The sequence below is a fragment of the Pedobacter kyungheensis genome (assembly GCF_000812965.1).
GTDB classification, from domain to species: domain Bacteria; phylum Bacteroidota; class Bacteroidia; order Sphingobacteriales; family Sphingobacteriaceae; genus Pedobacter; species Pedobacter kyungheensis.
In genome coordinates, this window is record NZ_JSYN01000025.1 from 1 (window position 1) to 23,668 (window position 23,668).

Genomic DNA, 23,668 nt, shown 5'->3' on the forward strand with positions numbered 1-23,668 from the left:
AAGAATCGTCATTTCGACTGGAGCTTGCCGGTTTTTCACCGGTGGCGGAACGGAGAAATCTATTTAGACAGATTTCTCGGCTACGTTGCACTCCGCTCGAAATGACGACCATGGAAGAGGCTGTCACTTATATTGATTTTTATACAATAAATTACACCTCAGGATGACAAATAATTTTTACTGTTCTATAGTAAATGCACTCAGGTTTACAAATTGCTGGATACGTGCCGCAACTTCAGCTTCGGTTAAGTTTAACAATTTCTCATTTCCGAATTTCTCTACACAGAAAGAAGCCAGTGCTGAGCCATAAATAATGGCATTTTTCATGTTGTTAAAGTTAACGGTGCCTACTTTGGCTAAATAACCAATAAAACCGCCTGCAAAAGTATCGCCGGCACCGGTTGGATCGAATACCTCTGCCAAAGGCAATGCCGGAGCAGAGAAAATCTGATCTTCGTGGAATAACAAAGCACCATGCTCACCTTTTTTAATAATTAAATATTTTGGTCCCATTGCAAGGATTTTTTGAGCAGCTTTAACCAACGAGTACTCGCCTGATAGCTGACGTGCTTCGGCATCGTTAATGGTTAAAACATCTACCATTTTAATGGTTTCCAGTAAATCGTCCATCATAATGTCCATCCAGAAATTCATGGTATCCATTACAATTAATTTCGGACGGTTTTTAAGGCGTTTGATTACGGTTTGCTGTACCTGCGGGGTGAGGTTACCCAACATCAGGTATTCGCAGTCCTGGTAGCTTTCCGGAATAATCGGGTCGAAGTTTTCCAATACATTTAATTCGGTAATTAAAGTATCGCGGCTATTCATGTCATTGTGGTATTTTCCTGACCAAAAGAATGATTTTTCGCCTGCTTTAATCTGCAATCCTTCAGTGTCGATACCGTGTTTGGTAAAGGTATCAATATCCGATTGAGGGAAATCATCACCTACAACTGCAACAATTTTTGCTTTATTATAAAAGTAAGATGCCGCTAAACTGGCATAAGTTGCTGCTCCACCTACAATTTTGTCTGTTTTGCCAAAAGGCGTTTCAATAGCATCGAAAGCTACAGTACCTATGATTATCAGGCTCATATCTATGTATTAGTTTTTTTTTAATTTTTTTTCACTGCAAATATTGCATAAATAATTTAAAAGCCCTAATATTGCATTCCCAAAACGAACAAGCGGGTATTTTGCTGCAAAGCTTAAAGAAACTTGTTTTTTGGATAGCCGGATTCCTTCTTAGCTCAGCCGGTTAGAGCATCTGACTGTTAATCAGAGGGTCGCTGGTTCGAGCCCAGCAGAAGGAGCACAAAGCCAACTTTCGAGTTGGCTTTTTTCGTTTATAGCTGGGTGAGAAGTTTACCCTGAGCGCCAGTCGAAGGGAGCCCAGCAGAAGGAGCAGATCAAAAGCCTTACAACATTGTTGTAAGGCTTTTTTGTTTTACAGCCCTGTTGGGCGAGAAGTTTATCCTGAGCGCCGTCGAAGAGGCAGATCAAGGTTTTTTGCATCCGTTGTCACGTTGAGCCTGTCGAAACGCTTTGGTATATCTTTCGGAGAATTTGTCTGCGGGTACAGGATTGACAGCCTATAATTCTGGTGCTTCTTTTTTATCTCCTATCTTTTGATCCAATTAAACTTTCCGCTTTGGCCCTCGTCCAAATTATACACACAGCATAAAGCTTGATTTATTGTTTATTTAAAATTTAGGTTATGAAAAAGATTGTAAATGCATTGCTCTTATTGGTTATGGCTGTAAATTTTAGTGCCTGCGTGGTTCACACCCGTGCGCCTAGGGGCGAGTGGGTTCGCGGACACTATGTTATTGGTCCGTACGGTGGCCGCCATTGGGTACCTGGCCATTATCGCTAACGCTGGACTGGAGGATTGAATGTTGAAATTCAAACATTCAATCCTTTTTTGTTTGCTTCAAATCTTAATGGTAAGAAAGTAATTCATCATTAAGGAATTATGGGGATTAAGCGTTTTTGGTTTTGTTGCAAATCTACTTTATAATTCAAGCATGTTATTACTGTTGAAAAACGTTTACGTAACGATTGTAATTTTTGGTATAGATTACAGGAATAAAATAATACATTAGTGGCATCAATACCATTTAGGATATGCAGGAAGAAATTCTTTTACAGATTAGCGGAAAAATTAAAGAGCGTAGAAAAGAACTTGGGATTACCGTTCAGGAACTTGCCGATAAGGCATCGGTAAGTAAAGGGCTTATTTCACAGATCGAAAACAGCCGTACCATACCATCGCTTATGGTATTGATGGATATTATTAAAAGTCTGCAGATCGATTTAAACAGCTTTTTTAAGGATATTAACTTTCATAAAAAAGATGCACCTGTACTGGTTAAACGAAAGGATCAATATCAAAAATTTGAAAAAGAGCAGGCCATGGGTTTTAATTATTCAAGGATCCTGACTAAAAACATTAAATTTTCGACCGCCGATTTCGTATTACTGGAACTGGAAGTGAATGCACATCGTCCTATGGTTAAAACTGAAGCTTTCGAGTTTAAATATATGATTGAAGGTAAGGTTGAATACCAGTTTTCTAAAAAGAAAATCGTGCTCGAAAAAGGCGATTCGATGCTTTTTGATGGTCGGCTTTCACACACACCGGTTAATATCGGCGATACCAAAGCCTTGATGCTGGTGATTTATTTCTTTGAATAATATTTTAAACTTTGTTTATTAATACTTAACAAAATAACTACCTTCATATTCATAAATCACCATTCATACAGGATGGTAAACACACAAATGAATATGAAGAAAATTTTATTGGGTGCACTCTTGTCGCTCGCATTAGGCCTTAACTCCCAGGCGCAGTCTAAAAAAATCAAACATGTAGTATTAATTGGCTGCGATGGTTTCGGTGCCTATGCGCTGCAGGAAGCCAAAATGCCAAACCTTAAGGCCTTAATGAGTAATGGCTCATGGACGGATAAAGCGCGTTGTGTGCTGCCTTCTTCGAGCGCAGTAAACTGGGCCTCGTTGTTAATGGGGGCTGGCCCAACCGAGCATGGTTATACCGAATGGGATAGCAAAGTTCCCGAAATTCCGTCGGCAACCAAAACGGCTTACGGCATATTCCCTACCATTTTTAGTGTAATCAGAGAGCAGAAAAAGGAAGCTAAAACTGCCGTAGTTTACAGTTGGGGTGGTATTGGTTATCTTTTTGAAAAACAGGCTGTTAATATTGTGGTTGACGGAAAAGATAAAGATGATTTTTGTGCCGATACCACTGCTGCCATCATCAAAAAGGAGAAACCTTATTTTACTTTTGTGCATTTTGATGAGCCCGATCATACCGGGCATGCCATCGGGCACCGTACTCCGGAATATTATAAACAACTCGAATCGGTAGATCAGCGCATTGGTAAGGTTGTGCAGGCGGTTAAAGATGCAGGTATAGCAGATGAAACGATTATTTTAGTAACGGCCGATCATGGTGGTACTGGTAAAGGGCATGGTGGTAAATCCTTAGATGAGATTCAGATTCCATGGATTATTGCAGGTCCTGGCGTGCGTAAAAACCATGAGCTTAAAGATGTAATTATTACATACGATACCGCTGCTACCTTAGCCTGGGTGATGGGCTTGCAGCAACCACAGAGCTGGCGGGGTAAACCGGTTCAGGAAGCTTTTACAAAATAACAGTAGTTTACCTGGGCTAAACTTAACAATTTGATAACTTAATTTTTGTTTACAAATAATAAACTCTGTTTACTATTGTATTATTGAAGTAAGAGTTTATGGAAGTCAAGATCAAAGCGTTCTGTAAAACAGACGTAGCCGTGAAGTGTCAGTATTGTTGGGGTAATGCTTTTCAGCGGGCTCAGCTTAATTTATTTAGTTGTTAAGATGAGTCTGCTGGATGTTACCCGTAAAAGAGCCCTTAACTGGCCATATTGGTTAATTACGGTGCTTGGTGGTATTGCTGCTTTCGGCTGCTATACCAGTATGTATGCTTTCAGGAAAGCCTTTGCTTCGGCTACTTTCGAGCATCAGGAATTTCTGCATGTCGATTATAAAGTTTGGCTGGTAGTTGCGCAAATGGTAGGTTATACCCTCAGTAAATTTTATGGTATCCGGTTTATCTCCGAATCGGGTAAAAGTAACCGTGCGCGGAGCATTATGCTGCTCATTGGTTTTTCGTGGCTGGCCTTACTTGGTTTTGCCCTGGTGCCTGCCCCTTATAATATTGTTTTTCTTTTCCTGAATGGTTTTCCATTGGGGATGATCTGGGGTTTGGTATTCAGTTATTTGGAAGGCCGTAAAACAACCGAATTTATGGGGGCACTCATGTCTATCAGTTTAATATTTGCTTCGGGTTTTGTTAAAACGGTTGCGCGTACCCTAATGTCGGTGGCTGCGGTAAGCGATTACTGGATGCCATTTTTAACCGGACTTATTTTTCTGCTCCCGCTTTGTTTTTTTGTTTTTTGCCTGGAAGTAATGCCTCCACCTTCAAAAGAAGACCGGCAGTTGCGTACCGAACGGGTGCCTATGGATGGAAAACAACGCAGGCAGTTTATTGCAACTTTTTTACCGGGCATTGTGCTTACCATCATTATTTATGTGTTGCTTACCTGCATCCGCGATATGCGCGACAATTTCGAAGTAGAAATATGGAATGGTTTGGGCATTCACGATAACCATATTTACACGCAGATAGATACACTGATCTCGGTGGTGGTACTGGTGATGATCGGCCTGTTAATCCTGATTAAAGATAACCTCAAAGCATTTACCGTAATCCATATCATGATTATAGCCGGTTGTTTGTTAATCGGGTTCAGTACATTTCTTTTTGATAGGGGCTATGTAGGTGCTGTAAGCTGGATGGCGCTTTTAGGTATGGGGCTTTATATGGCTTATATTCCTTACAACGCCATATTTTTTGAAAGGATGATTGCCAATTTCCATTATAAAAGCAATATCGGTTTTATCATGTACCTGGCCGATTCTATTGGCTATGTAGGTAGTTTTTCGGTACTGATGTTGCACGAATTTGGCGAAACCAATGTAAGCTGGATGCATTTCTTTAAGCAATGTTTAATTGCCGTGCCGCTTATTGGTGGTTTGTGCAGTGTGCTTTCACTGATTTATTTCAGACGGAAAACCCTTTTAACACATAAAAAACAGCAAGCGCTTCAAGCTAAACAGGTGTGGAGTGCTGCTTCAGAATAATAATTTAAAATAAATTTGTGCAGGCCGAAAATTAAACCGGTGGGCACCAGAATAAAAATTCCATGACAAATAAACATTTCGATCTTATTGTAATTGGCGGAGGTATATTGGGTACTTTCCACGCCTATCATGCCTTGCTTGCAGGTAAAACTGTATTGCAGTTAGAAAAAGATAACTTTCCGGTAGGAGCTACCGTGCGCAACTTTGGCCAGGTGGTGCCTTCCGGTATGGAAGCCGAGTGGTTTGAGTACGGCGTAGCCGGATTGGAAATCTACAAATCTATCCAACAGGAATTTGATATTTCGGTGCGCAAGAATGGCAGTGTTTACATTGCGTCGGATGAAGATGAGCAAACTTTAATACACGAGCTAAAAGCGCATTATGATACTTTAGGTTACGAAACCGAACTGCTTGGACAGGCAGCTATTCTGAATAAATATCCTGCTATAAAAGCCTCGTACGCAAAAGAGGCAATATTCTTTCCACAAGAAATTAGTGTAGAACCCGAATTGATGATTTATCGCCTGCAGCAGTATATGCAGGCTAAATTTAATGGATATACCTTACAGTACAACAGTCCTGTAACTGCCTGCACACGCAAAGGCAATGGCGTAGAAGTTGGCTTAAGAAACAACAGTGTGGTTTTTACCGCAGAGAAAGCCATTATTTGTAACGGTTACGAATTTAAACTGCTTTACCCAGAACTGTTTAGCGAAAGCGGTATTGTGGTAAGTAAGCTGCAGATGATGCGCACAGTGCCTATGGCCGATGTAGCTTTGTCTGGTAATATTTTAACCGGTTTAACCACACGCCGTTACGAAAGTTTTGAGCATTATTGTCCTTCTTTTAAATCGGTAAAAACACCTGAACATTATGATGAATTGAAGAAATGGGGGATTCATATCCTGTTTAAGCAAGCTGCAGATAATAGCATTATTATTGGCGATTCGCATGTATATGCAGATGTAAACCATTTCGATGACCTAGGTTTTGATTTAAGCCATCACATTAATCAACTCATGCTGGATGAGGCCGCCCGGATTGTAGATTTTGATGTAAACAAATTGCAAAGTACCTGGGCAGGGTTTTATCCGCAACATCCTACCAAACACATTGTAACCTACGATCTGGACGATTGTATCCACATCCGGACTGCTATTGGTGGCAAGGGAATGACGGCTAGCGCGGGTTATGCAGCACAGAGCATTAAAGATATATTTAGTTAACAAATGCTAAACAAAAACACGTTGTTTTGTTAACTGAAACTTCGTATTAGGCTAACATTCATGACCTAATATTGCATCAGATTAAACCATAACGTTTACGTATTTATGAAACATTTTTACAAGATGACATTGGGCATCGTGGCTTTGCTATGCCTAATGCTCAGGCCCGAAATTACCTCGGCGCAAACCAAAATCAGTGGTATTGTTAAAGACGATGCCCAGCAGCCCATTCCGGGTGTTAGTGTGTTGGTAAAAGGTACGAAAAAAGCCATTTCTACCGACTTATCAGGCCGCTTTACCATAGATGCCAAAACAGGCGAAACCCTGTTGCTCAGCTCTATCGGTTTTATTAGTCAGGAAGTGCAGGTTTCGGGAAATACCCTGGCCATTATTTTAAAAACAGATTCAAAAAACCTGAATGAAGTGGTGGTTACCGCATTGGGTATCCGCAAAGAAAAACGGAACCTGGGTTACGCCATTCAGGAAGTAAAGGGAGCAGATTTGGTAAAAGCCAGAGAAGCCAACCCGGTAAACGGTTTGGTGGGTAAAGTTGCTGGTTTAACTGTAGGTGTTTCCTCTGAGCTTTTAGGGCGTTCATCGCTTTACCTGCGTGGTAATAACGTAAACCTGGTGGTGGTAGATGGGGTGCCGATCAATTCGGATACCTGGAACATCAACCCCGATGATATTGATACCTATACCGTGCTTAAAGGCCCTGCTGCCGCTGCACTTTACGGCTATCAGGCTTACAATGGTGCGTTATTAATTACCACCAAAAAAGGAAAGCTTAGCGATAAGGGTTTTGTAGTTGAACTCAACTCGAGCACACAATTTAATAAAGGATTTATTGCCCTGCCTAAAAGCCAGGATGAATACGGACCGGGCGAACACAGTGCCTATGCTTTTGGTGATGGTAAAGGTGGTGGTTTAAATGATGGCGATTACGATATCTGGGGGCCGAAGTTTGAAGGACAGCTAATCCCTCAGTATGATAGTCCGGTTGATGCAAATGGTGTGCGCCAGGGAACGCCCTGGGTAGCCCGTGGAAAAGACAATTTAAAGCGTTTTATCCAAACCGGTTTACTTTCGGCCAATAACGTTGCGCTATCATCTGCTACAGATAAGTACAATTTAAGGGTATCGGTTTCTAATAATTACCAAAAAGGAATTATCCCGAATACCCAGCTTAACATCAATAACTTTAATGTAAGCGGTAGCTATAACATCAGTCCTAAATTAAAGGCTGAAGCTTATATCAACTACAGCCGCCAGTTTTCTGATAATATACCGGATGTAAACTATGGCCCTAACAGTGTGATTTATAACATGACACTTTGGGGTGGTGCAGACTGGAATATAGATGATATGAAAAATTACTGGCAAGCTGGTAAAGAAGGTATTCAATCTATTTATGCCGAATATCAGCGTTATCACAACCCTTATTTTATGTCGTACGAGTGGTTGCGAGGTCATAAAAAGAATGATATTAACGGTTATGCCTCTTTAAACTATAACCTCACCAAAGATTTAGATGTGATGTTAAAAACACAAATTTCTACTTACGATCAGTTAAGGACAGAAAAAATGCCTTTTTCGGCACATCCTTATGGCAGGGAAGAAGGATTGGGTGATTACCGCGAAGATCGCCGTAGCATGTTCGAAAACAATACTCAGTTGTTGTTAAAGTATAATAAAAATGTTGGCGATTTGTTCGAAATCAGCGCATTTGGCGGTGGTAACGCGCGTAATTTCAGTTATAACTCCAGTTTTACCACAACCGATTATCTGAATGTGCCTAATGTGTACAATTTCTCTAACTCTAAAAACCCGGTAAAAGCTTTTAACTTCAATTCGAATATGTTGGTGCTGAGTGCTTTTTACTCAGTCGATATCAGCTTTAAAAAATACCTGAATATCAATACCACCGGCCGTGTGGATAAAAATTCCGCCTTATCGCCAAGCAATAACTCAGCTTTCTATCCTTCGGTTTCATTGAGTTCGGTAGTATCTGATTATGTAAAAATGCCAGCTTTTATTTCCTTTGCAAAAGTTCGTGCATCGTATGCTAATGTTAAAGATCCGGGTTTAGGTACTTTAGAATATATTGGTGCCACACCTTTGCAAACTTATCCTTTGGGTTATGGAGCTGAATATACCTCTTCTTATGGTGGTCCGGGTTATGGTCTTTCTTCGCCTTATAGTGTAAGGCCAACTTATAACAACCAAACCGGTGCGTATTATACCGACAACCTGATTGATTTAAATGCAGTTAAAGCGCAAAGCCGTACCAATTACGAAGGTGGTATCGATCTTAAGTTCTTAAAGAACAGGTTAGGCTTTGAGGCTACTTACTTCCGTTACATAGACGGTCCTAAAATCATTAAACAAAATATTTCGCCGGCTACCGGTTATCAAACCAATACCATTAATGGCCGTAAAACACAAAACAGCGGGGTAGAGTTAAGCTTATCGGGCACGCCGGTACTTACCGATAAATTTGGCTGGGATGTAATGGTAAACTGGTCTACCTACAAGCAGATTTATAAAGAGCTGGCTCCGGGCGAAACCTCAGTTGATCAGTTCTTCAAAGCTGGCGACAGGATCGATAATATTTATGGTTCAGTATTGGCAAAGTCACCAAGCGGACAGGTTATCCATACTTCGAGCGGTACACCAATTTCACTGCCGGTTAACCAGCTGTTGGGGCATGCCGATCCAAACTGGGTATGGAGCATCAGCAATAAGTTCAGGTATCAAAACTTCTCGTTTAGCTTTCAGTTAGATGGAAAAGTAGGTGGGGTAATGCAGGATTATGTGCGTTTGAAATCGTTTCAGGGCGGTCGCCAGATCGAAACCATTCAGGGTAAAATGGGTGAAGCCCGCTACCAGGATTATGTACACGTAAACGACCCCAATTACAAAGGTACCTGGGTAGGCGATGGTGTGGTGCTTACTAATAACGGTAAACTTAATTTCGATCCGGTTACCGGCGTGATTACCAATTACGATCAGCTTGCTTTTGCGCCAAATACTACCCCTGTGTTATTGCAGGATTATTTAGGTGTGTTTTATGGTGCCAAAGAAAATACCATGATGAGCCGTACCTATGCCAAATTACGTGAAGTAACTTTTGGGTACCAGTTGCCTAAAAAGTTATTGGAGGGCACCTTTATCCGTTCGGCTAATTTCTCGGTAGTAGGCCGAAACCTGCTTTATTTTATCAATTCTACCTATAACGATGTGGATGTAGATCAGTATTCGGGCAGGGAAGGTACTTCTACGCTGCAAACGCCAACTACACGAAGTATTGGTTTTAACCTGAATGTTACTTTCTAAGCCATTAAAAAAACAAAGATCATGAAATCAATATATCGCATGCTATTTTTCTTCATCGCACTGGCTGTAGCCACCGGATGTAAGAAAACCTTCGAAGAAAATTTCCATAATCCCAATCAGGCCGAACACGTTCCGCCAAATCTGCTTATTAATGGTATTTTGTACGATATGTACGAGGCGCCTTTCTCGAGCACCGAGCGCTGGAACCAGTACACCGCCGCCAATTATTTTTACTACGCTACCAATAATTACGACTGGACAGGTGCTTCGCTTGACTATACGACCTTAAAAAACGTAAGTAAAATGGAAGAAGAAGCAACCCGTTTAGGTGGTGAGGTAGCTAAGCCATATCTGGCATTAGCCAAATTCTTTAAAGCTTATTTCTTTATAAAAATGAGTTTAAAGGTAGGTGATTTGCCAATGTCTGACGCTTTAAAAGGTTTTGCGAACTTAACGCCGAAGTACGATACCCAGAAAGATATCTTCAAGCAATCGTTAACCTGGTTAGATCAGGCCAATACCGATTTAACGGCACTGATTGCTGCGGGTAACAAAGAACTTAAGGGAGACATTTACCTTAAAAACGATTTGCTGGCCTGGCAAAAGGTAGTGAATACTTTCAGGTTAAGGGCGCTGATTCACCTGAGCAGTCGTGTAGATGATGCCGATCTGCAGGTAAAACAACAGTTTGCCACTATTTTGGGTAATGCTGCCAAATATCCGGTAATGGAGAGTATGGCTGATAACCTGCAATTTGTGTATAACGAGAGTTTTAACAAATACCCTAACAATAAAGATAACTTTGGTAACGACGCGCTGCGTTATAACATGGCTGGTACTTATTTAAATACCCTTTCGCAACTGAAAGACCCACGCGCCTATATGGTGGCAGAGCCTGCCCGGGGTATTGCCGAAGCCAACGGTTATGCACTTACCGATTACCGTAATTTCGTGGGTGCCAGCACCGGCGAAGATCAGGGCGTAATGCTGGATAAGGTGCAGAAAGGTTTATACTCGTTAATTGGCCGTTACCGTTATTACAGTGGTTATACTGCCGAAAATACTTTCATTATTTCTTACCCTGAATTGTGTTTCATTAAAGCCGAAGGGATTAACCGCGGTTGGGTTAGCGGAGATGCCGAAAGCTGGTACAAAAAAGGAATTCAGGCTTCTATTGCTTTTTACGGCATACACGATGGCAGCAATACCGTTACTTTTTTGAAAAAAGACGGTAAACTGGGCGAATTTGAAACTTACACGGTTAATTTTACTTTCGAAAGCGATTATTACGCTCAAACAGCTGTTAAATACGATGGCAATACCGCAAAAGGTTTAACGCAAATCCTGACGCAGAAATACCTTGCTTATTTCCGTAACTCGGGTTTCGAAGCCTATTATCAGTACCGCAGAACCGGTGTGCCTGCATTTCAGGTTGGACCGGGTACAGGTAACAGTCAGCGTATACCGAAACGTTTTCAGTATCCCAATATTGAGCGTACCACCAATGGCGAAAACCTAAACCAGGCTTTAATGCGACAGTATAATGGTGTTGATGATATTAATTTAGCACCGTGGATTGTAAAGTAGTTTGTAATAACTATTTGGTAATCAGTTTGAAATAAGTAAAATGACCTTTCTTTATTTAAGAAAGGCCATTTTGTTTGATGAAATTTTAAATATTTGTTGCATAAATCAGATTAAAGCGCTAATATTGCACTCCCAAAACAAGCAAGCGGATATTGGCTGCAAAGCTTAAAGAAACTTGTTTTTTGGATAGCCGGATTCCTTCTTAGCTCAGCCGGTTAGAGCATCTGACTGTTAATCAGAGGGTCGCTGGTTCGAGCCCAGCAGAAGGAGCACAAAGCCAACTTTCGAGTTGGCTTTTTTCGTATACAGCTGGGCGAGAAGTTTATCCTGGGCGTAGTCGAAGGGAGCCCAGCAGAAGGAGCACAAAGCCAAATTCGAGTTGGCTTTTTTTGTTTACAGCTGGGTGAGAAGTTTACCCTGAGCGCAGTCGAAGGGAGCCTAGCAGAAGGAGCACAAAGCCAACTTTCGAGTTGGCTTTTTTCGCATACAGCTGGGCGAGAAGTTTACCCTGAGCGCAGTCGAAGGAAGCCCAGCAGAAGGAGCAGATCAAAAGCCTTACAACATTGTTGTAAGGCTTTTTTGTTTTATAGCCCTGCTGGGCGAGAAGTCCATCCTGAGCGCAGTCGAAGGAAGCCCAGCAGAAGGAGCAGATCAAAAAATATTCCAACCTCATTCCTTTAAGGTAATGTAATTGACGGCTTCTATTATCAAGGGCTTTACTTTAATTGTACCAACATTTGGGAGAACCTCATGATTAGCCGAAATTTTTGCATTTAACTTTTCCATAATGCTTAGGCATATTTCCTCAATTGGAGTAGAGATAAACGTAATTGTTGGCATAAGATGTTTCAATAAATCGAAATTATCATAAGCAACAATTTTCATGTTTTGAATAAAACTACTTGTCGTGCCTCTTCCAAGACTAAGCATTGTTTTTGCAAATGCACCGGGAGCAAAAATCAAAGCATCTATTTCATGGTGTTTATCAAAAAAATGAATAATCCTTTTTTGCGTGTCGTTTGCAAAGTGTTTTGGAATATCTAATACGCTGATTTTTTTATCTCTGCTTTTCATTACCCGCATATATCTTGTGTAGTCATTAATGAATTGCTGATTGTTAGATTCTATTTTAATCAGAGCAATATTTGAATACCCTTTTTTTATCAAATGCATTGTACCAAGCTTCAAGGCATGAAAATGGTCGGTTAAAACAAAATCTGAATTTAGTCCAGGGACAAATTGATCAAAGAAGACTACTGGCCGTTTGGTTGTAAGGAGTGCTTGTAATTGTGGATATATTCCGTGGATGGGGGCAATAATAAAGGCATCAAAAAGATGGCCGTTAAAGGCTTTCATTTTACGTTGAAAATTTTTACGCTCTTTACCCAAGTTTGTGATGACAAGTGTATAGCCTAATTGATCGGCCTGATTTTCAAGAGCACTGGCCAGTTTAGCATAAAAGGGATTAGATATATCCTCAACCAAAAATCCAATCAGTCCTGAACGTCCGGTGCGCAGACTTTTTGCAAAACTATTGGGTTGGTAATTTAATCGTTTAGCTATGTCACGGATTCTTTCAATTGTAACCTGGCTAATGAGGCCTTTGTTAGTACTTTTGTTCAACGCAATCGAGACTGTAGATATGCAGACGCCGGCTTTTTTTGCAACATCTTTTATCGAGATTTTTTGGTTCATACTTTCTTGGACTTCCATCAATCATGGCTCACGCTGGATTTTAGTCTGGTGATATCTGATATTATTGGGGGTTTGAGCTATTTAGGTTAAACTCAAAAATAAAAGGCCAAGTGGGCGTAAAAGATGAAAATTGGAAGTAAAAAGGTAGAAAATTAGACAATTTCATGGGTGATAGCCCCTCTAATGGACTGCGAAGTGGTTTTATCTTTTCAGGTAGTGTTATTTTTAAAGACTGTTTTTACCGTCCTTCTTTAATTGCCAGAGTAGTGTAAATACTAGATCATCATGTTTTGGTGAGTCAAACGTTTGCGCAATAATTGTTTGCCCCATTGCAGACTCCGCTGGCACTTTCAAGATATGAACTTGATTAAATGTAATATTTAGAAGCGTATTTGGCTTTAACAAGTAGTGTATCCATGGTCAGTCAGTTAGAATTTAATTTTAATTACAGGGTGTCTGGCCTTTAAACGATAAAATTAGCTGTAAAAATTAATTGAAAAATAGATGGTGCTACAGGCAAAAATCGTTTGCGTAGAGATAGTTCATCCAAAAAACAGTGACTAGGTTAAATTTGTAATGCATTTAAATTAGCAGCTCCAAATGAACCAACAATCGAAATACGCACCACCCGTTCAGGAGGTTTGGTGCTCGGCTAAAAGTGATACTTCAAACAAAACCATCATTAGCAAAAAAGCGCTTGATGAAGCCGTTGCCAATAATTTCCAATACATCATTTGGCTAGAGTTAAGGTCAGGAATGAATTATGCCACCCTACCTGATATGATGTGTTTTTAGTTTAAAATCAAGAATAACTGGCGGGTTCATCAATAATTATTTGGAATACAAACAATGGTCTAAAAGATTGATGTATAAATCTTATAAGCTATCTCATATTCCTACATGATCCCTTTAGTATAAAAAAATTATACCCTTAATATTATTCAAGTATTGTACAAATAATAAAATTACACCATATGAGAAAAATTTCCATCTTTCTTGTCGTATTCATATCGATAGTTAATTATTACAAAGCTTCTGCACAGCGAACACCATTTATCACTGAGAAGGATAATCTCATAGATTTCCCTGTTTCCTTAAATACGGGAACTGCAAGTATTACCATTCCTCTTTTCAGCTTTGCAATTGGAGATCAGCAAATCCCAGTCTCTTTGAACTATAATGCAACCGGAATTAAATATAATCAGCAAGCAGGCGAAGCAGGATTGGGTTGGGATTTATCCCCCTATTATAGAGTATCGCAAGAGATAAGGGGGAATATTTTTGGAACAAATTTAAGCCAATCAACACTTGGAACTTTAGAAACTTACTTAGGAGTTTGCAGTTCTAGTGATAGGGATAATAATCTTATAAAGTTTGCCCCCAAAAATAGCCTTTCATCATTGCCAGGATTTATTAATGCAGCAAATGCTACCACGTTTAGTAGTGTTTCTAATTTACGTGGCGAGCATGATATTTACCGCTATAGTTTAGCTGATAGAAGTGGAGCTTTTGTTTGGCTGGATAATAACCATGCTAACGACATTCTATTGCTGGATGCCCCTAAAAACAATATCAAATTGGAAGAAACTTTTAGCAACGGATTCCCAAGGTATAAAATTGTTGATGATAAAGGTTGGAAATATACTTTTGGTGAAAACAACAGTATTGATGCAGGTTACTTGACAGCAGATAATGTATATGATTCAAAAGGAGATATGGTGCATTTTGATTACAATCTTTACTATTTGCCTTACAAGTCTAGCTTTCAGTCGAGCGTTAATGTTGTAGAAGGTTATGTACACCCCGTTGCCGGAGGTTATAATCCAAATACTACAGTAGTAGAAGATACAGTAACCACAGTAGGAAATGGTTATTACAATAATCTTGTAACGCAAATTACCTGGCAAAATGGACGAGCATCTTTTTCTAGAGGCAGTAGCGGGTTGTTAAATCAGATCACAATTTATAAAGATGGAACTTTAACAGAGAAAACAATCAATTTTTATTATAGTAAACACAGTTACAATGATGCCGATTTTTTAGATTCGGTAGAAGTTAATCACGGAGAACAGACTTATCGTTTTGACTATAATGATGGTGTTGCAAGCGGCGAGGCAACTTATATCGCAAATAAAACCTTTGCAATTGATCACTGGGGCTATTACTGGGGAGGGGTAGATTACAATGGAATGCCGGGAGTACCTACATATGACCTGATGGTATACAATGTTAACTTTCAAGGGAGTGGTCCTGCTGATTTATATGTGCAATTACCGGGTTTAGGAGCAATTTCTTCTTCGCCCTTTCAATTCTTTACACCGAGAAACGGGCAGGCTTATTCCATGTTCTCCTTACAGAAAGTTACCTATCCAGGGGGAGGCTCGAAGGAGTTTGTTTATGAGCCCCATTCTGAAAATGGATTAAGAATTAAAGAAATTATTACTAATGATGGTTTGGGGAACCTAGCAGGCAGGAAAATTTATACTTATGGCAATAGCAGTAATTATGCTAATTCTCCTAATTACCAGATAAACGAGTTGTATACTGAACAAAAAGCCAGGATTGGCGCTTTCTCCAATACTTCAGGAGTGAGCACAAAGTGGGCACTCTACAATACATATCGGGTGAGTAACCAGGCTTCGTATCTAAATAACAAATCGGTTTATTATTATAAAGTTACAGAGCAGAATTATGATCCTTCAGGCTTGACGGGAAAAACGGAATATAATTACAGCGAACCTGGTTACGGTTCTTATGCCAATAAGGCCTCTACTAATTTATTACCTGATATAGTTGGTCGTGGTTTAACTACTCGTAATTTTCCTGCGCGTTACCAGGGAAATGAAAGCTTTGGAAAAACACCAGTATTAGACTCAGTGGTTTATTACAAAAATGATGGCGGTTGGAAAAAAGTTAAGCGTATTGAAAATACATATCAGTGGTTTCAAAACCCTGATAACCCAAGTTTGATTAATCTATATACAAAACAATATGCGAGTATGGGGGGCTGGCCAAGTGGCGTGTTGGATATGAGCAATTTAAGTGAATCTACTATTTATACGGACACGCATATCGATTCCTTTTTTGATTATGGATTCTACATGCTGTATACCAACTGGTCTAAATTATTAAAAACTAAAGTAACGGAATATCATGATTAAGTATAACAAGCACAGATTATTTTTGCTATTACTGGTGTTTTTTGCGTTGCAATCAAAAAGCCAGAGCATCAATGAAGAAACGAGCTGTTTTTATCAAAGCAGTAAGCACAACTATACAACTAAAACCGAGACGCCTGGTAGCGATGGAAGTACTGAAGTAAGCATACTTATTTATCCAGAAGATTATGCCGCAGGAGCTGCATTTACAGATGCAATGGTTAATAAGCGATTGCTTAAATATCCCATAGAAATGGTAAGTATGGTTGTTGTTAATGGTCAGACCTATATTAAATCAGGTTCCATAACCCAGTATAATAGTCTTACCGGATTTAAAGAGGCAGAAATGGCTTTAGAAATATCTGAACCAATACCTCTGGCGTCCTTCAAGTTTTCCAATTCTGTTACTGGCCAGCTTCCTTTTACAGGGAGCACAACAGCATTTAGCCCTGATAGTCATTATAAAACCAAGGTTACCTACGATCTTTATTCGAATTTTAACAAACCACTTCAAATAAGCACTGCAAGTGGGATATCCAGTTGTTATCTCTACGATGATAACGGAACCTATGTCTTGGCCGAAATTTCAAACGCCAAATTAGAAGATGTGGCCTATACGTCATTTGAACCTTATACCCCGGGCAATCGCAGTTGGGTATATAGCGATGAAGCCTATTCTTCAGGAATAACAGGACAAGGAGGCTATAATTTAAATACTGCCTTGAACTATACGGTTAGCCGGTCAGGTCTTAATACTTCGAAAACTTATGAGTTAACCTATTGGAAAAGGGGAGAAAATACAGTAAATATTGCCGGCGCGACAGTTTTAAGTACTGAAATTAGCAGAGCTACCAATGACGATAAAGAAGCAACAGACTGGATGTTTGTAAGGCATACTTTTACCAATGCAAGCAGTATATCTATTTCAGGTAGTGAAATAGATATTGATGAACTTCGGCTATGCCCTGTAGAGGCCAGAATGAAAACGTATACATACAAGGTAATGATGACCAATTGGACTGAAGATATGGAGCTGACAGAGGCAGGTGATGTGAGTGGGAGAATACTAAGATATGAATACGATGGATTGGATAGGATACTAAATATTAAAGACACTTATTACAATACATTAGAAACCACGCAATACAATTTACGTCATTAAATCCGGATTATGTTAAGATATCTTTACGCACTCCTAATTGGATTGTGCTTTGCTAATAATTGGACTTATGCTTCCACAGATTATCCAAGAGCTTTTGCCGACACGGCTAAAAAAATTACCTTAAACACCACTCCAACTACTGCAGTAGGGAACATTATTAAAACCATTTATCGTAAAAAAGGAGCAAGCCCTTACGATGAATCATATTTAAATACTTACGACGTAAGCCAGCAAATTACCTATGTGGATGGATTGGGGCGTACCATCCAAGCCGTAAGCCCCATGGCCAGTCCTGGCTTACAAGACATTGTACAACCTTTTAAGTACGATGAATTTGGTCGCCAGCCCAAACAATATCTTCCTTATACTGCCGGCAATAATGGTAGTTATAAAGCCGATGCATTGACTACCGGCCAGGGGCTTTTTGCTTTTTATAACGATGTAAATCAACAACGCGCAACAACTGCTTATCCTTACAGTACGATGGTGTATGATAAATCGCCCTTTAATACCATTAAAGAGCAAGGCGCTGTGGGACCTTACGGACAACCTGCAGATGTGTCGATTTCTGGCTCTGGTCATACCAATAAGGCTGTTTATTCCGCAAACGCAGAAAATGAGGTAGCATTGTGGGCAGTGAGCGGAGGTAATTTATTAACTACAGCAAATTATCCGGCAGGTAAATTACGTAAAACTATTTCCAAAGATCCCAACTGGGTTAGCGGAAAGGCCGGTACTGTGGAGTCGTTTACTGATTTACAGGGAAAGTTGGTGTTAAAACGAACATTTGAAACCGAAACCATATCCCAATCAACTTATTATGTTTATAATTTGCTGGGGCAGCTGAGTTTTGTTCTTCCACCAAATGTTAGTACTACAAGCATGGCCATTAACGGAACAGATTACAACGATAAGGTATATGCCTATAAATACGATCAGCGGGGAAGAGTAATTGAAAAGAAGCTTCCTGGTATAGGCTTGCAACTTATTATTTACAATGAGTTAGATCAGCCCGTGCTAACACAAGATGCAGGGCAACGGGCTGTACAGAAATGGATGTATATCAAGTACGATGCAATGGGAAGAGTTGTAATTACTGGTACATATGCTACAACAAGTACTGAAGCCGCCTTAAGATCGGCAGTACAAGCTAATACGAGTTTATGGGAGAGTAGAAATAACTCAAGTGCTTCAGGATATTCCAGCGTATCGTTCCCTGTAGGAGATGGCGATGAAATATTTGGAATTAACTTTTATGACGATTATAATTTGCCTGTCGATTGTCCTTTTAGCGCATTTCCATCAAATGCAAGTAAGATTGCATCAAACGGAATGCTGACAGCGCGTAAGATAAAAAGGTTGGGCACCAGCACCTTTTTATGGGCGGTAAATTATTATGATCAGGATAAGCGCTTATTGGAAAGTTATGCACAGAACCAGTTAAACGGATATGATCATACTGAATCTACCTATACAGTGAGTGGTATTTTAATCGCTGCTAAAAGAACCCATATTGCCAATAGTGTTACCACTATTATTGCAGAACGGTATGATTACGATCATATGGGCAGGCTAATGAATAGCTGGAGTAAGATAAACACACAACCTGAAGTATTGGTTGCGGCCTATCAATACAACGAATTGGGGCAGGTGGTAAAAAAGCAACTGCATTCAATAGATCTTGGCAATCATTTTTTACAGGTTTTAAATTATCAGTACAATATAAACGGACTTTTGAAATCCATTAACGATATCAACATCAGCTCAGCTGGAAATACCAAATTTGGTATGCAGTTCTTATATGAAGATGCCCCCATACCGCAGTATAACGGTAATATTGGCCAAAGTAAATGGAAGGTAGCCCGTACGGTAAGTTCGCCGCAACTTGGCTATGATTTTAGCTACGATAAGATTAACCGCTTAAGTGCTGCAGAATCGCTAACTGGTAACACCAAGGATAACAATTATGGAGAATATGCCCGCTATGATGAAATGGGTAATATTAAATCTTTAGGACGCTATGCACTCATTGGTGGCAGCAACGTAAGGGAGCAGATTGATAGTTTAAGCTATCAGTATACGGGAGGGAAATTAACAACGGTTGAAGATAACAGTAGCGGATCTACAACTGCCGTTAAAGCCTTAGGTTTTGATGATCACGCGCCAGCCGCTTCTACCCCCGACTATACCTACAATGATAACGGTTATGTTGTTCAAGATAATAATAAAGGTATAAGTAATGTAATCTATAATTTACTCAACTTAACCCAGTCGCTAACCTTAACTGGTGGTAAAACCCTGGCTTACAGTTATACCGCCGATGGAGCGAAACTGCAGAAAACTTTTACTGATGGAAGCACAATATCAAACACCTTTTATCTTGGTGGGATACAATACAGCGGTAGCGGGAGTAACACACCCTCATTAGATTTTATACAGAGTGGAGAAGGTAGGATGATTAACAATGGTGGTACTTTTATTTACCAGTACGATTTAACGGATAATTTAGGCAATGTTAGGGCTACAATAGATGCTGACCCGGCTGATGTAACACAGCAGACCGCAAGGGTAATACAGGAAAATAGCTTTTATGCTTTTGGGATGGTGATGCCAAATGCAGCGCTCAACTATGTTTCAGGTACAAAAAATAATTACCTTTACAATGGAAAGGAATTACAGGATGCATTAGGTGTATATGACTATGGCGCCAGGATGTATGACCCCGCTATAGGTAGGTGGAATGGTTTTGACCCTATGGCAGAAAGGCATTTTGAGCAAGGTGCTTATAATTATGTACTGAATAATCCGGTAAGATTGATGGATTTGTTAGGGCTGACAGATTACGACCCTACGAAAATGACTAATGATGACTGGAAAAAATTTGATCCGAAGAAGGATAAGTTTATTTTAAATGAAGTTAATATTAGTCCTGGTAGAAATTATGATAAAGAATGGGCTGAAAGAATAGCGAAACGGAACGAACGGGACAAAGCTTTTATGGAGCTTTTAGGGTCTTTTTCAGGGTCGAACAATGGAGAAACGGGAAGTTATAACTGGAGTAAAGATCCTAATGTACTTGCGAACGTAAATGCCTATGAAGCCTATGCCAGTCTAGTCGTTGCAAGTGGCGGCACAGCTAATTTGGAAGATAGTGATAATGCCGCAAATGGACGCAGTAGTGTAGGTAATGCTCTTGTAGTTTTTGGAGTATCGTTTGCTGCTGTGGAGAATACTATCGCTAATAAGTATTGGTGGTTAAGTGCAAAAGGTGAGTATCTGTCTACAAAAATACTTCAGGCTGGGAGCGCCGGTAAATATATACGTGGAGTACAAGGTTATAGAAATAGTCTCAATGGTGCTTTAGGAGCTGCAAAGGGATATCGTCTAGCTGGAAATGTAATAGGTGGACTTGGTATTGCCGTTACTGGATTACAGTACATAAATGGAGACATTACTGGAACCGAGGCCGCTGTCGATGCCGCATTTGGAGTTATCGGTTTTTTTGGACCGATAGGAGCGGGTGTTAGCGCAACTTATTTTCTTGGAAAGATGGGGTATGAATATTTTAGTGGTAATACTTTATTCGATAAACCTAAATAATATGAATGTTTTAATATTAGTTTTTAATAGGGTGTATTTTGTTTTACAGAAAGTGGGGAATCAGAGTCCATTTATAGGGGCAGTAATATTAGTTACACTATTAATAAGTTCAATTGTTTTTAGTATTTGGTTAAGTGTGTTTGCATTTAAAGTTGAAGCATTACACTTGCTAGGTAGCAGGTACTTTTCAATAATTTTTATTATTTTTATAATATTGTACTTATTTGCAAACAAACACAAAGAAAAAATCACAAACGATAGTATTGAGGTTTCGCCTATCAAAGGTATCTATGTTTTAAGCCTTTTTATTCTTGCTTTGCTGGCCTTCATTTTTTTATCAAACATTAACAGGGAAAAAATGAAAGGGAGAAATATCTCCGTTAATAAAGGAAAATACCCGTCAATTGAAAGAGATATCAGTAAGTGATTTGAAAATTAAGTTGCTTTGTTGGTCGGGATTAAAAATCCCGACCATCTACGCCCTTACTCCCATAGTATAATCTCCTTTTAAAAGATACAATTCAGCATTTTACTGCAACAGCTAAAGTACGGGTAGTATTAAAATGATATTTTTTCAACTTCAAATAGGTTACTCGTTGTTGTAGCCTATTTGGATATTTGAAGCAAGACGTTGAAACCCTAAAAAACAATGCTAAACCTTAAAACAAACTTGAAAGTTAAGACAAGTAAAGAGGTATTATACACTAAAATTATAGCCTATTTAAAAGAATTTGGGTATAAAATTACTGAAGCGAATGAAAATATGGTGGCTTTTACTGATGATGAATTTCGTGAAAAACCTGCTACCCGTTCAGATTATTACACCAGGATTGCAGGGGGAAGGATTGCGTTAGCAACGGATGGAGATGAGATCACTTTACATTTTTTTTATAAGATAGCTGTATTTTGGGAATTGCTTATTCTTTCGGTTATAACTGTATTATCTTTTATTATGGATTATGCCATAATTATTATAGGTGCGTTGGTTTTAGTTAATTTTCTATGCAAGCTTTTCTATTTAAAATTTTCTTTAATTGAGGCTATGATAAATATAGAATAGCCCAGGTTGGCTTGATTTGCCAGCCCGGCCATTTTTGCGTAATAATCAACCAGGTATTCCCCCCATGATATTTAAATATAAAAAGCTCATCCGTCCAATAAACGCAACAGATATCCAATTAATCCGGAATATTGGAAGCGAACTGGAGAAACGTGGTTATTTGATTAGCCACCTGGATACCAGAAGCATTACTTTTAAAGACAATTTCTGGCATTTTGGTTCCAGGAGTGAAGCTTTTAAAAGAGTAGATGGCGGAAAATTTGAAATCAATCCTGAACAAGGAAACATTAGTTTTACTTTTTATATCTCTTTAACCTCCGAAATCGTGGTAACAGCTGTTATGATCTTGATCGCGCTTTTTGATGGTCCTTTTATTTTATTTCTGATCATTTTCTTTTGGCTGATGTTTTTTGTACGGGTGTTTGCGCTGCGCGCCGAGGGAAAGCAGTTGTTTGTTAGCTTGATAAAAGCCGAATAATTACTGTTTTGCTTCTTTATTTATCCTCAAACCCGCAGAACTCCTGCAGTTCGCTACAGATAGGCGCGATCATCCCATATAAGGGTCCACTAATATTTTATTTTAAAAGAAGCATGTCTTTTTTATCCAATTTTATTTATATTTAACTCACGATCACCTGTATCGGCTAACCATTGCCCCGCAAGTCCATCTTTGGCTAAATGGTTAACATATCCCATATTTTTTATAAGAATACAGCGTAAAAGCTGATGAATGCATGTATACGGCAATTGATGCTGTTTGTGTGCTTGAAAAGGATTTGATAATTATTTTTTGACTTAAAAACCATTTACCATGAATTTAAGCAAGCGGATTTCGATCGAAATCACACCATACAAACCAGCAGTTATCTCCACTGAAAAGCTGAAAACAGTCCATTTGCCAAACTAAGCACGCGTTTTTATGATTGTATCTTCAATGGCTTTAATTGAAATTCACAACGAATTATTTAAAGACCTGGCAACGCTCACGAATAAAATAGTGAATTGCCATAAAGAATTCAGGCGTAGGGTTTTAAAGGCCAGCCGGTATCCGTTTAGCTATTCTTACGAGTGTTACAGCAGGTTAAATAAAAATCGCTTTATCCTAACATTTATGGCTATGAAAAGGAGCGATTACCATAACCCAACTATTGGTGTACGTTGTTTATACAATCGCGCCGAGGGTCTGTATGCTGCAGTGATATCGATGGAAAATGGCACTACGACAATATTTCCGCCTCATTTTTTTAAGCGATATCGCGAACGTATTGTAAAAGATTTTTCGGCCTCCAGCGACGATATTATAAAACGTTATTTTTCCGGAATCTGGGGTTTTACCTTTACTGTTTTAAATAATGATATACGATCGCTTTATCATGGCTTCGAAGATGAAATGCAAGGTGGTGGAGAGCGTTTTGTGTGTGCAATGACTGATGGATATTGTTTTGGAGAACGATACGGCAAGATTCACCTTATGAAAACCATTATATCAGAAGAGATGTTGTTTGAAAGCCAGAAAGAGGTTTTGGGCAACCTTCGAAAAGACTTTGTTAAAGTGAATGCAGCAATGTATGGAAATAAAAACTGTTAATGTTTAAAAATTAAAATAAGATGCTTTTAGCATAGG

17 protein-coding genes and 2 tRNA genes are annotated in these 23,668 nt (G+C 39.3%); 17 read left to right on the plus strand and 2 right to left on the minus strand.

Annotated features, from left to right (window positions below):
• Positions 1-177 precede the first annotated feature (177 nt).
• Complete coding sequence (locus OC25_RS18920; protein ID WP_039479335.1) at positions 178-1,098, minus strand: PfkB family carbohydrate kinase; 921 nt, start codon at positions 1,096-1,098, stop codon at positions 178-180.
• A 144-nt stretch (positions 1,099-1,242) separates the two neighbouring features.
• Between OC25_RS18920 and OC25_RS18925 the strand changes: the two genes are divergently transcribed.
• The 9 genes from OC25_RS18925 to OC25_RS18960 all read left to right on the plus strand — a co-directional run bounded on the left by OC25_RS18925 (position 1,243) and on the right by OC25_RS18960 (position 11,639).
• A tRNA-Asn gene (locus OC25_RS18925) sits at positions 1,243-1,316 on the plus strand.
• A gap of 404 nt (positions 1,317-1,720) precedes the next feature.
• Complete coding sequence (locus tag OC25_RS28150) at positions 1,721-1,879, plus strand: hypothetical protein (protein WP_167335412.1); 159 nt, start codon at positions 1,721-1,723, stop codon at positions 1,877-1,879.
• 251 nt (positions 1,880-2,130) lie between these two features.
• On the plus strand, positions 2,131-2,700 hold the full coding sequence (locus OC25_RS18930; protein WP_039479337.1) for a helix-turn-helix domain-containing protein: 570 nt from the start codon (positions 2,131-2,133) through the stop codon (positions 2,698-2,700).
• A gap of 93 nt (positions 2,701-2,793) precedes the next feature.
• Positions 2,794-3,684, plus strand: a complete 891-nt coding sequence (locus tag OC25_RS18935; RefSeq protein ID WP_082018660.1) for an alkaline phosphatase family protein — start codon at positions 2,794-2,796, stop codon at positions 3,682-3,684.
• Positions 3,685-3,891: 207 nt separating this feature from the next.
• A complete protein-coding gene (locus tag OC25_RS18940) occupies positions 3,892-5,220 on the plus strand; it encodes a DUF5690 family protein (RefSeq protein WP_039479550.1) in 1,329 nt (442 codons plus the stop codon).
• A 62-nt stretch (positions 5,221-5,282) separates the two neighbouring features.
• Positions 5,283-6,446, plus strand: coding sequence for a TIGR03364 family FAD-dependent oxidoreductase (locus tag OC25_RS18945; protein ID WP_039479340.1), 1,164 nt, complete (start codon positions 5,283-5,285; stop codon positions 6,444-6,446).
• 105 nt (positions 6,447-6,551) lie between these two features.
• Positions 6,552-9,782, plus strand: coding sequence for a SusC/RagA family TonB-linked outer membrane protein (locus tag OC25_RS18950; RefSeq protein ID WP_039479344.1), 3,231 nt, complete (start codon positions 6,552-6,554; stop codon positions 9,780-9,782).
• A gap of 21 nt (positions 9,783-9,803) precedes the next feature.
• A complete protein-coding gene (locus OC25_RS18955; protein ID WP_039479347.1) occupies positions 9,804-11,369 on the plus strand; it encodes a SusD/RagB family nutrient-binding outer membrane lipoprotein in 1,566 nt (521 codons plus the stop codon).
• 196 nt (positions 11,370-11,565) lie between these two features.
• A tRNA-Asn gene (locus OC25_RS18960) sits at positions 11,566-11,639 on the plus strand.
• Positions 11,640-12,038: 399 nt separating this feature from the next.
• On the opposite strand, the gene OC25_RS18970 is transcribed toward OC25_RS18960, so the two are convergent.
• Positions 12,039-13,064, minus strand: a complete 1,026-nt coding sequence (locus tag OC25_RS18970; RefSeq protein WP_039479353.1) for a LacI family DNA-binding transcriptional regulator — start codon at positions 13,062-13,064, stop codon at positions 12,039-12,041.
• Positions 13,065-13,664: 600 nt separating this feature from the next.
• Between OC25_RS18970 and OC25_RS18980 the strand changes: the two genes are divergently transcribed.
• From OC25_RS18980 to OC25_RS19015, 8 genes are all read left to right on the plus strand, one after another.
• Positions 13,665-13,859: a hypothetical protein gene (locus tag OC25_RS18980; protein WP_039479358.1), complete on the plus strand. Its 195-nt coding sequence runs from the start codon at positions 13,665-13,667 to the stop codon at positions 13,857-13,859.
• Positions 13,860-14,038: 179 nt separating this feature from the next.
• Entirely contained in the window at positions 14,039-16,225 is a 2,187-nt protein-coding gene (locus OC25_RS18985) for a hypothetical protein (protein ID WP_156131532.1), read from the plus strand.
• Entirely contained in the window at positions 16,218-17,384 is a 1,167-nt protein-coding gene (locus OC25_RS18990) for a hypothetical protein (protein WP_039479363.1), read from the plus strand. Before OC25_RS18985 ends, OC25_RS18990 begins: the two co-directional genes overlap by 8 nt.
• Before the next feature lie 9 nt (positions 17,385-17,393).
• Complete coding sequence (locus tag OC25_RS18995) at positions 17,394-20,984, plus strand: DUF6443 domain-containing protein (RefSeq protein WP_039479367.1); 3,591 nt, start codon at positions 17,394-17,396, stop codon at positions 20,982-20,984.
• 1 nt (position 20,985) lies between these two features.
• Entirely contained in the window at positions 20,986-21,411 is a 426-nt protein-coding gene (locus tag OC25_RS19000) for a hypothetical protein (RefSeq protein WP_156131533.1), read from the plus strand.
• Positions 21,412-21,654: 243 nt separating this feature from the next.
• Positions 21,655-22,044 carry a hypothetical protein gene (locus OC25_RS19005; protein WP_156131534.1) on the plus strand — a complete coding sequence of 130 codons (390 nt, stop codon included), beginning with the start codon at positions 21,655-21,657 and terminating at the stop codon, positions 22,042-22,044.
• A 64-nt stretch (positions 22,045-22,108) separates the two neighbouring features.
• Complete coding sequence (locus OC25_RS19010; protein WP_039479374.1) at positions 22,109-22,522, plus strand: hypothetical protein; 414 nt, start codon at positions 22,109-22,111, stop codon at positions 22,520-22,522.
• 441 nt (positions 22,523-22,963) lie between these two features.
• Entirely contained in the window at positions 22,964-23,632 is a 669-nt protein-coding gene (locus tag OC25_RS19015; protein ID WP_039479377.1) for a hypothetical protein, read from the plus strand.
• Positions 23,633-23,668 lie beyond the last annotated feature (36 nt).

Coding starts and splice junctions, on each gene's coding strand:
- OC25_RS18920 (WP_039479335.1), bottom strand. CDS start 1,098: ATGAGCCTGATAATCATAGGTACTGTAGCTTTCGATGCTATTGAAACG.
- OC25_RS28150 (WP_167335412.1), top strand. CDS start 1,721: ATGAAAAAGATTGTAAATGCATTGCTCTTATTGGTTATGGCTGTAAAT.
- OC25_RS18930 (WP_039479337.1), top strand. CDS start 2,131: ATGCAGGAAGAAATTCTTTTACAGATTAGCGGAAAAATTAAAGAGCGT.
- OC25_RS18935 (WP_082018660.1), top strand. CDS start 2,794: ATGAAGAAAATTTTATTGGGTGCACTCTTGTCGCTCGCATTAGGCCTT.
- OC25_RS18940 (WP_039479550.1), top strand. CDS start 3,892: ATGAGTCTGCTGGATGTTACCCGTAAAAGAGCCCTTAACTGGCCATAT.
- OC25_RS18945 (WP_039479340.1), top strand. CDS start 5,283: ATGACAAATAAACATTTCGATCTTATTGTAATTGGCGGAGGTATATTG.
- OC25_RS18950 (WP_039479344.1), top strand. CDS start 6,552: ATGAAACATTTTTACAAGATGACATTGGGCATCGTGGCTTTGCTATGC.
- OC25_RS18955 (WP_039479347.1), top strand. CDS start 9,804: ATGAAATCAATATATCGCATGCTATTTTTCTTCATCGCACTGGCTGTA.
- OC25_RS18970 (WP_039479353.1), bottom strand. CDS start 13,064: ATGAACCAAAAAATCTCGATAAAAGATGTTGCAAAAAAAGCCGGCGTC.
- OC25_RS18980 (WP_039479358.1), top strand. CDS start 13,665: ATGAACCAACAATCGAAATACGCACCACCCGTTCAGGAGGTTTGGTGC.
- OC25_RS18985 (WP_156131532.1), top strand. CDS start 14,039: ATGAGAAAAATTTCCATCTTTCTTGTCGTATTCATATCGATAGTTAAT.
- OC25_RS18990 (WP_039479363.1), top strand. CDS start 16,218: ATGATTAAGTATAACAAGCACAGATTATTTTTGCTATTACTGGTGTTT.
- OC25_RS18995 (WP_039479367.1), top strand. CDS start 17,394: ATGTTAAGATATCTTTACGCACTCCTAATTGGATTGTGCTTTGCTAAT.
- OC25_RS19000 (WP_156131533.1), top strand. CDS start 20,986: ATGAATGTTTTAATATTAGTTTTTAATAGGGTGTATTTTGTTTTACAG.
- OC25_RS19010 (WP_039479374.1), top strand. CDS start 22,109: ATGATATTTAAATATAAAAAGCTCATCCGTCCAATAAACGCAACAGAT.
- OC25_RS19015 (WP_039479377.1), top strand. CDS start 22,964: ATGATTGTATCTTCAATGGCTTTAATTGAAATTCACAACGAATTATTT.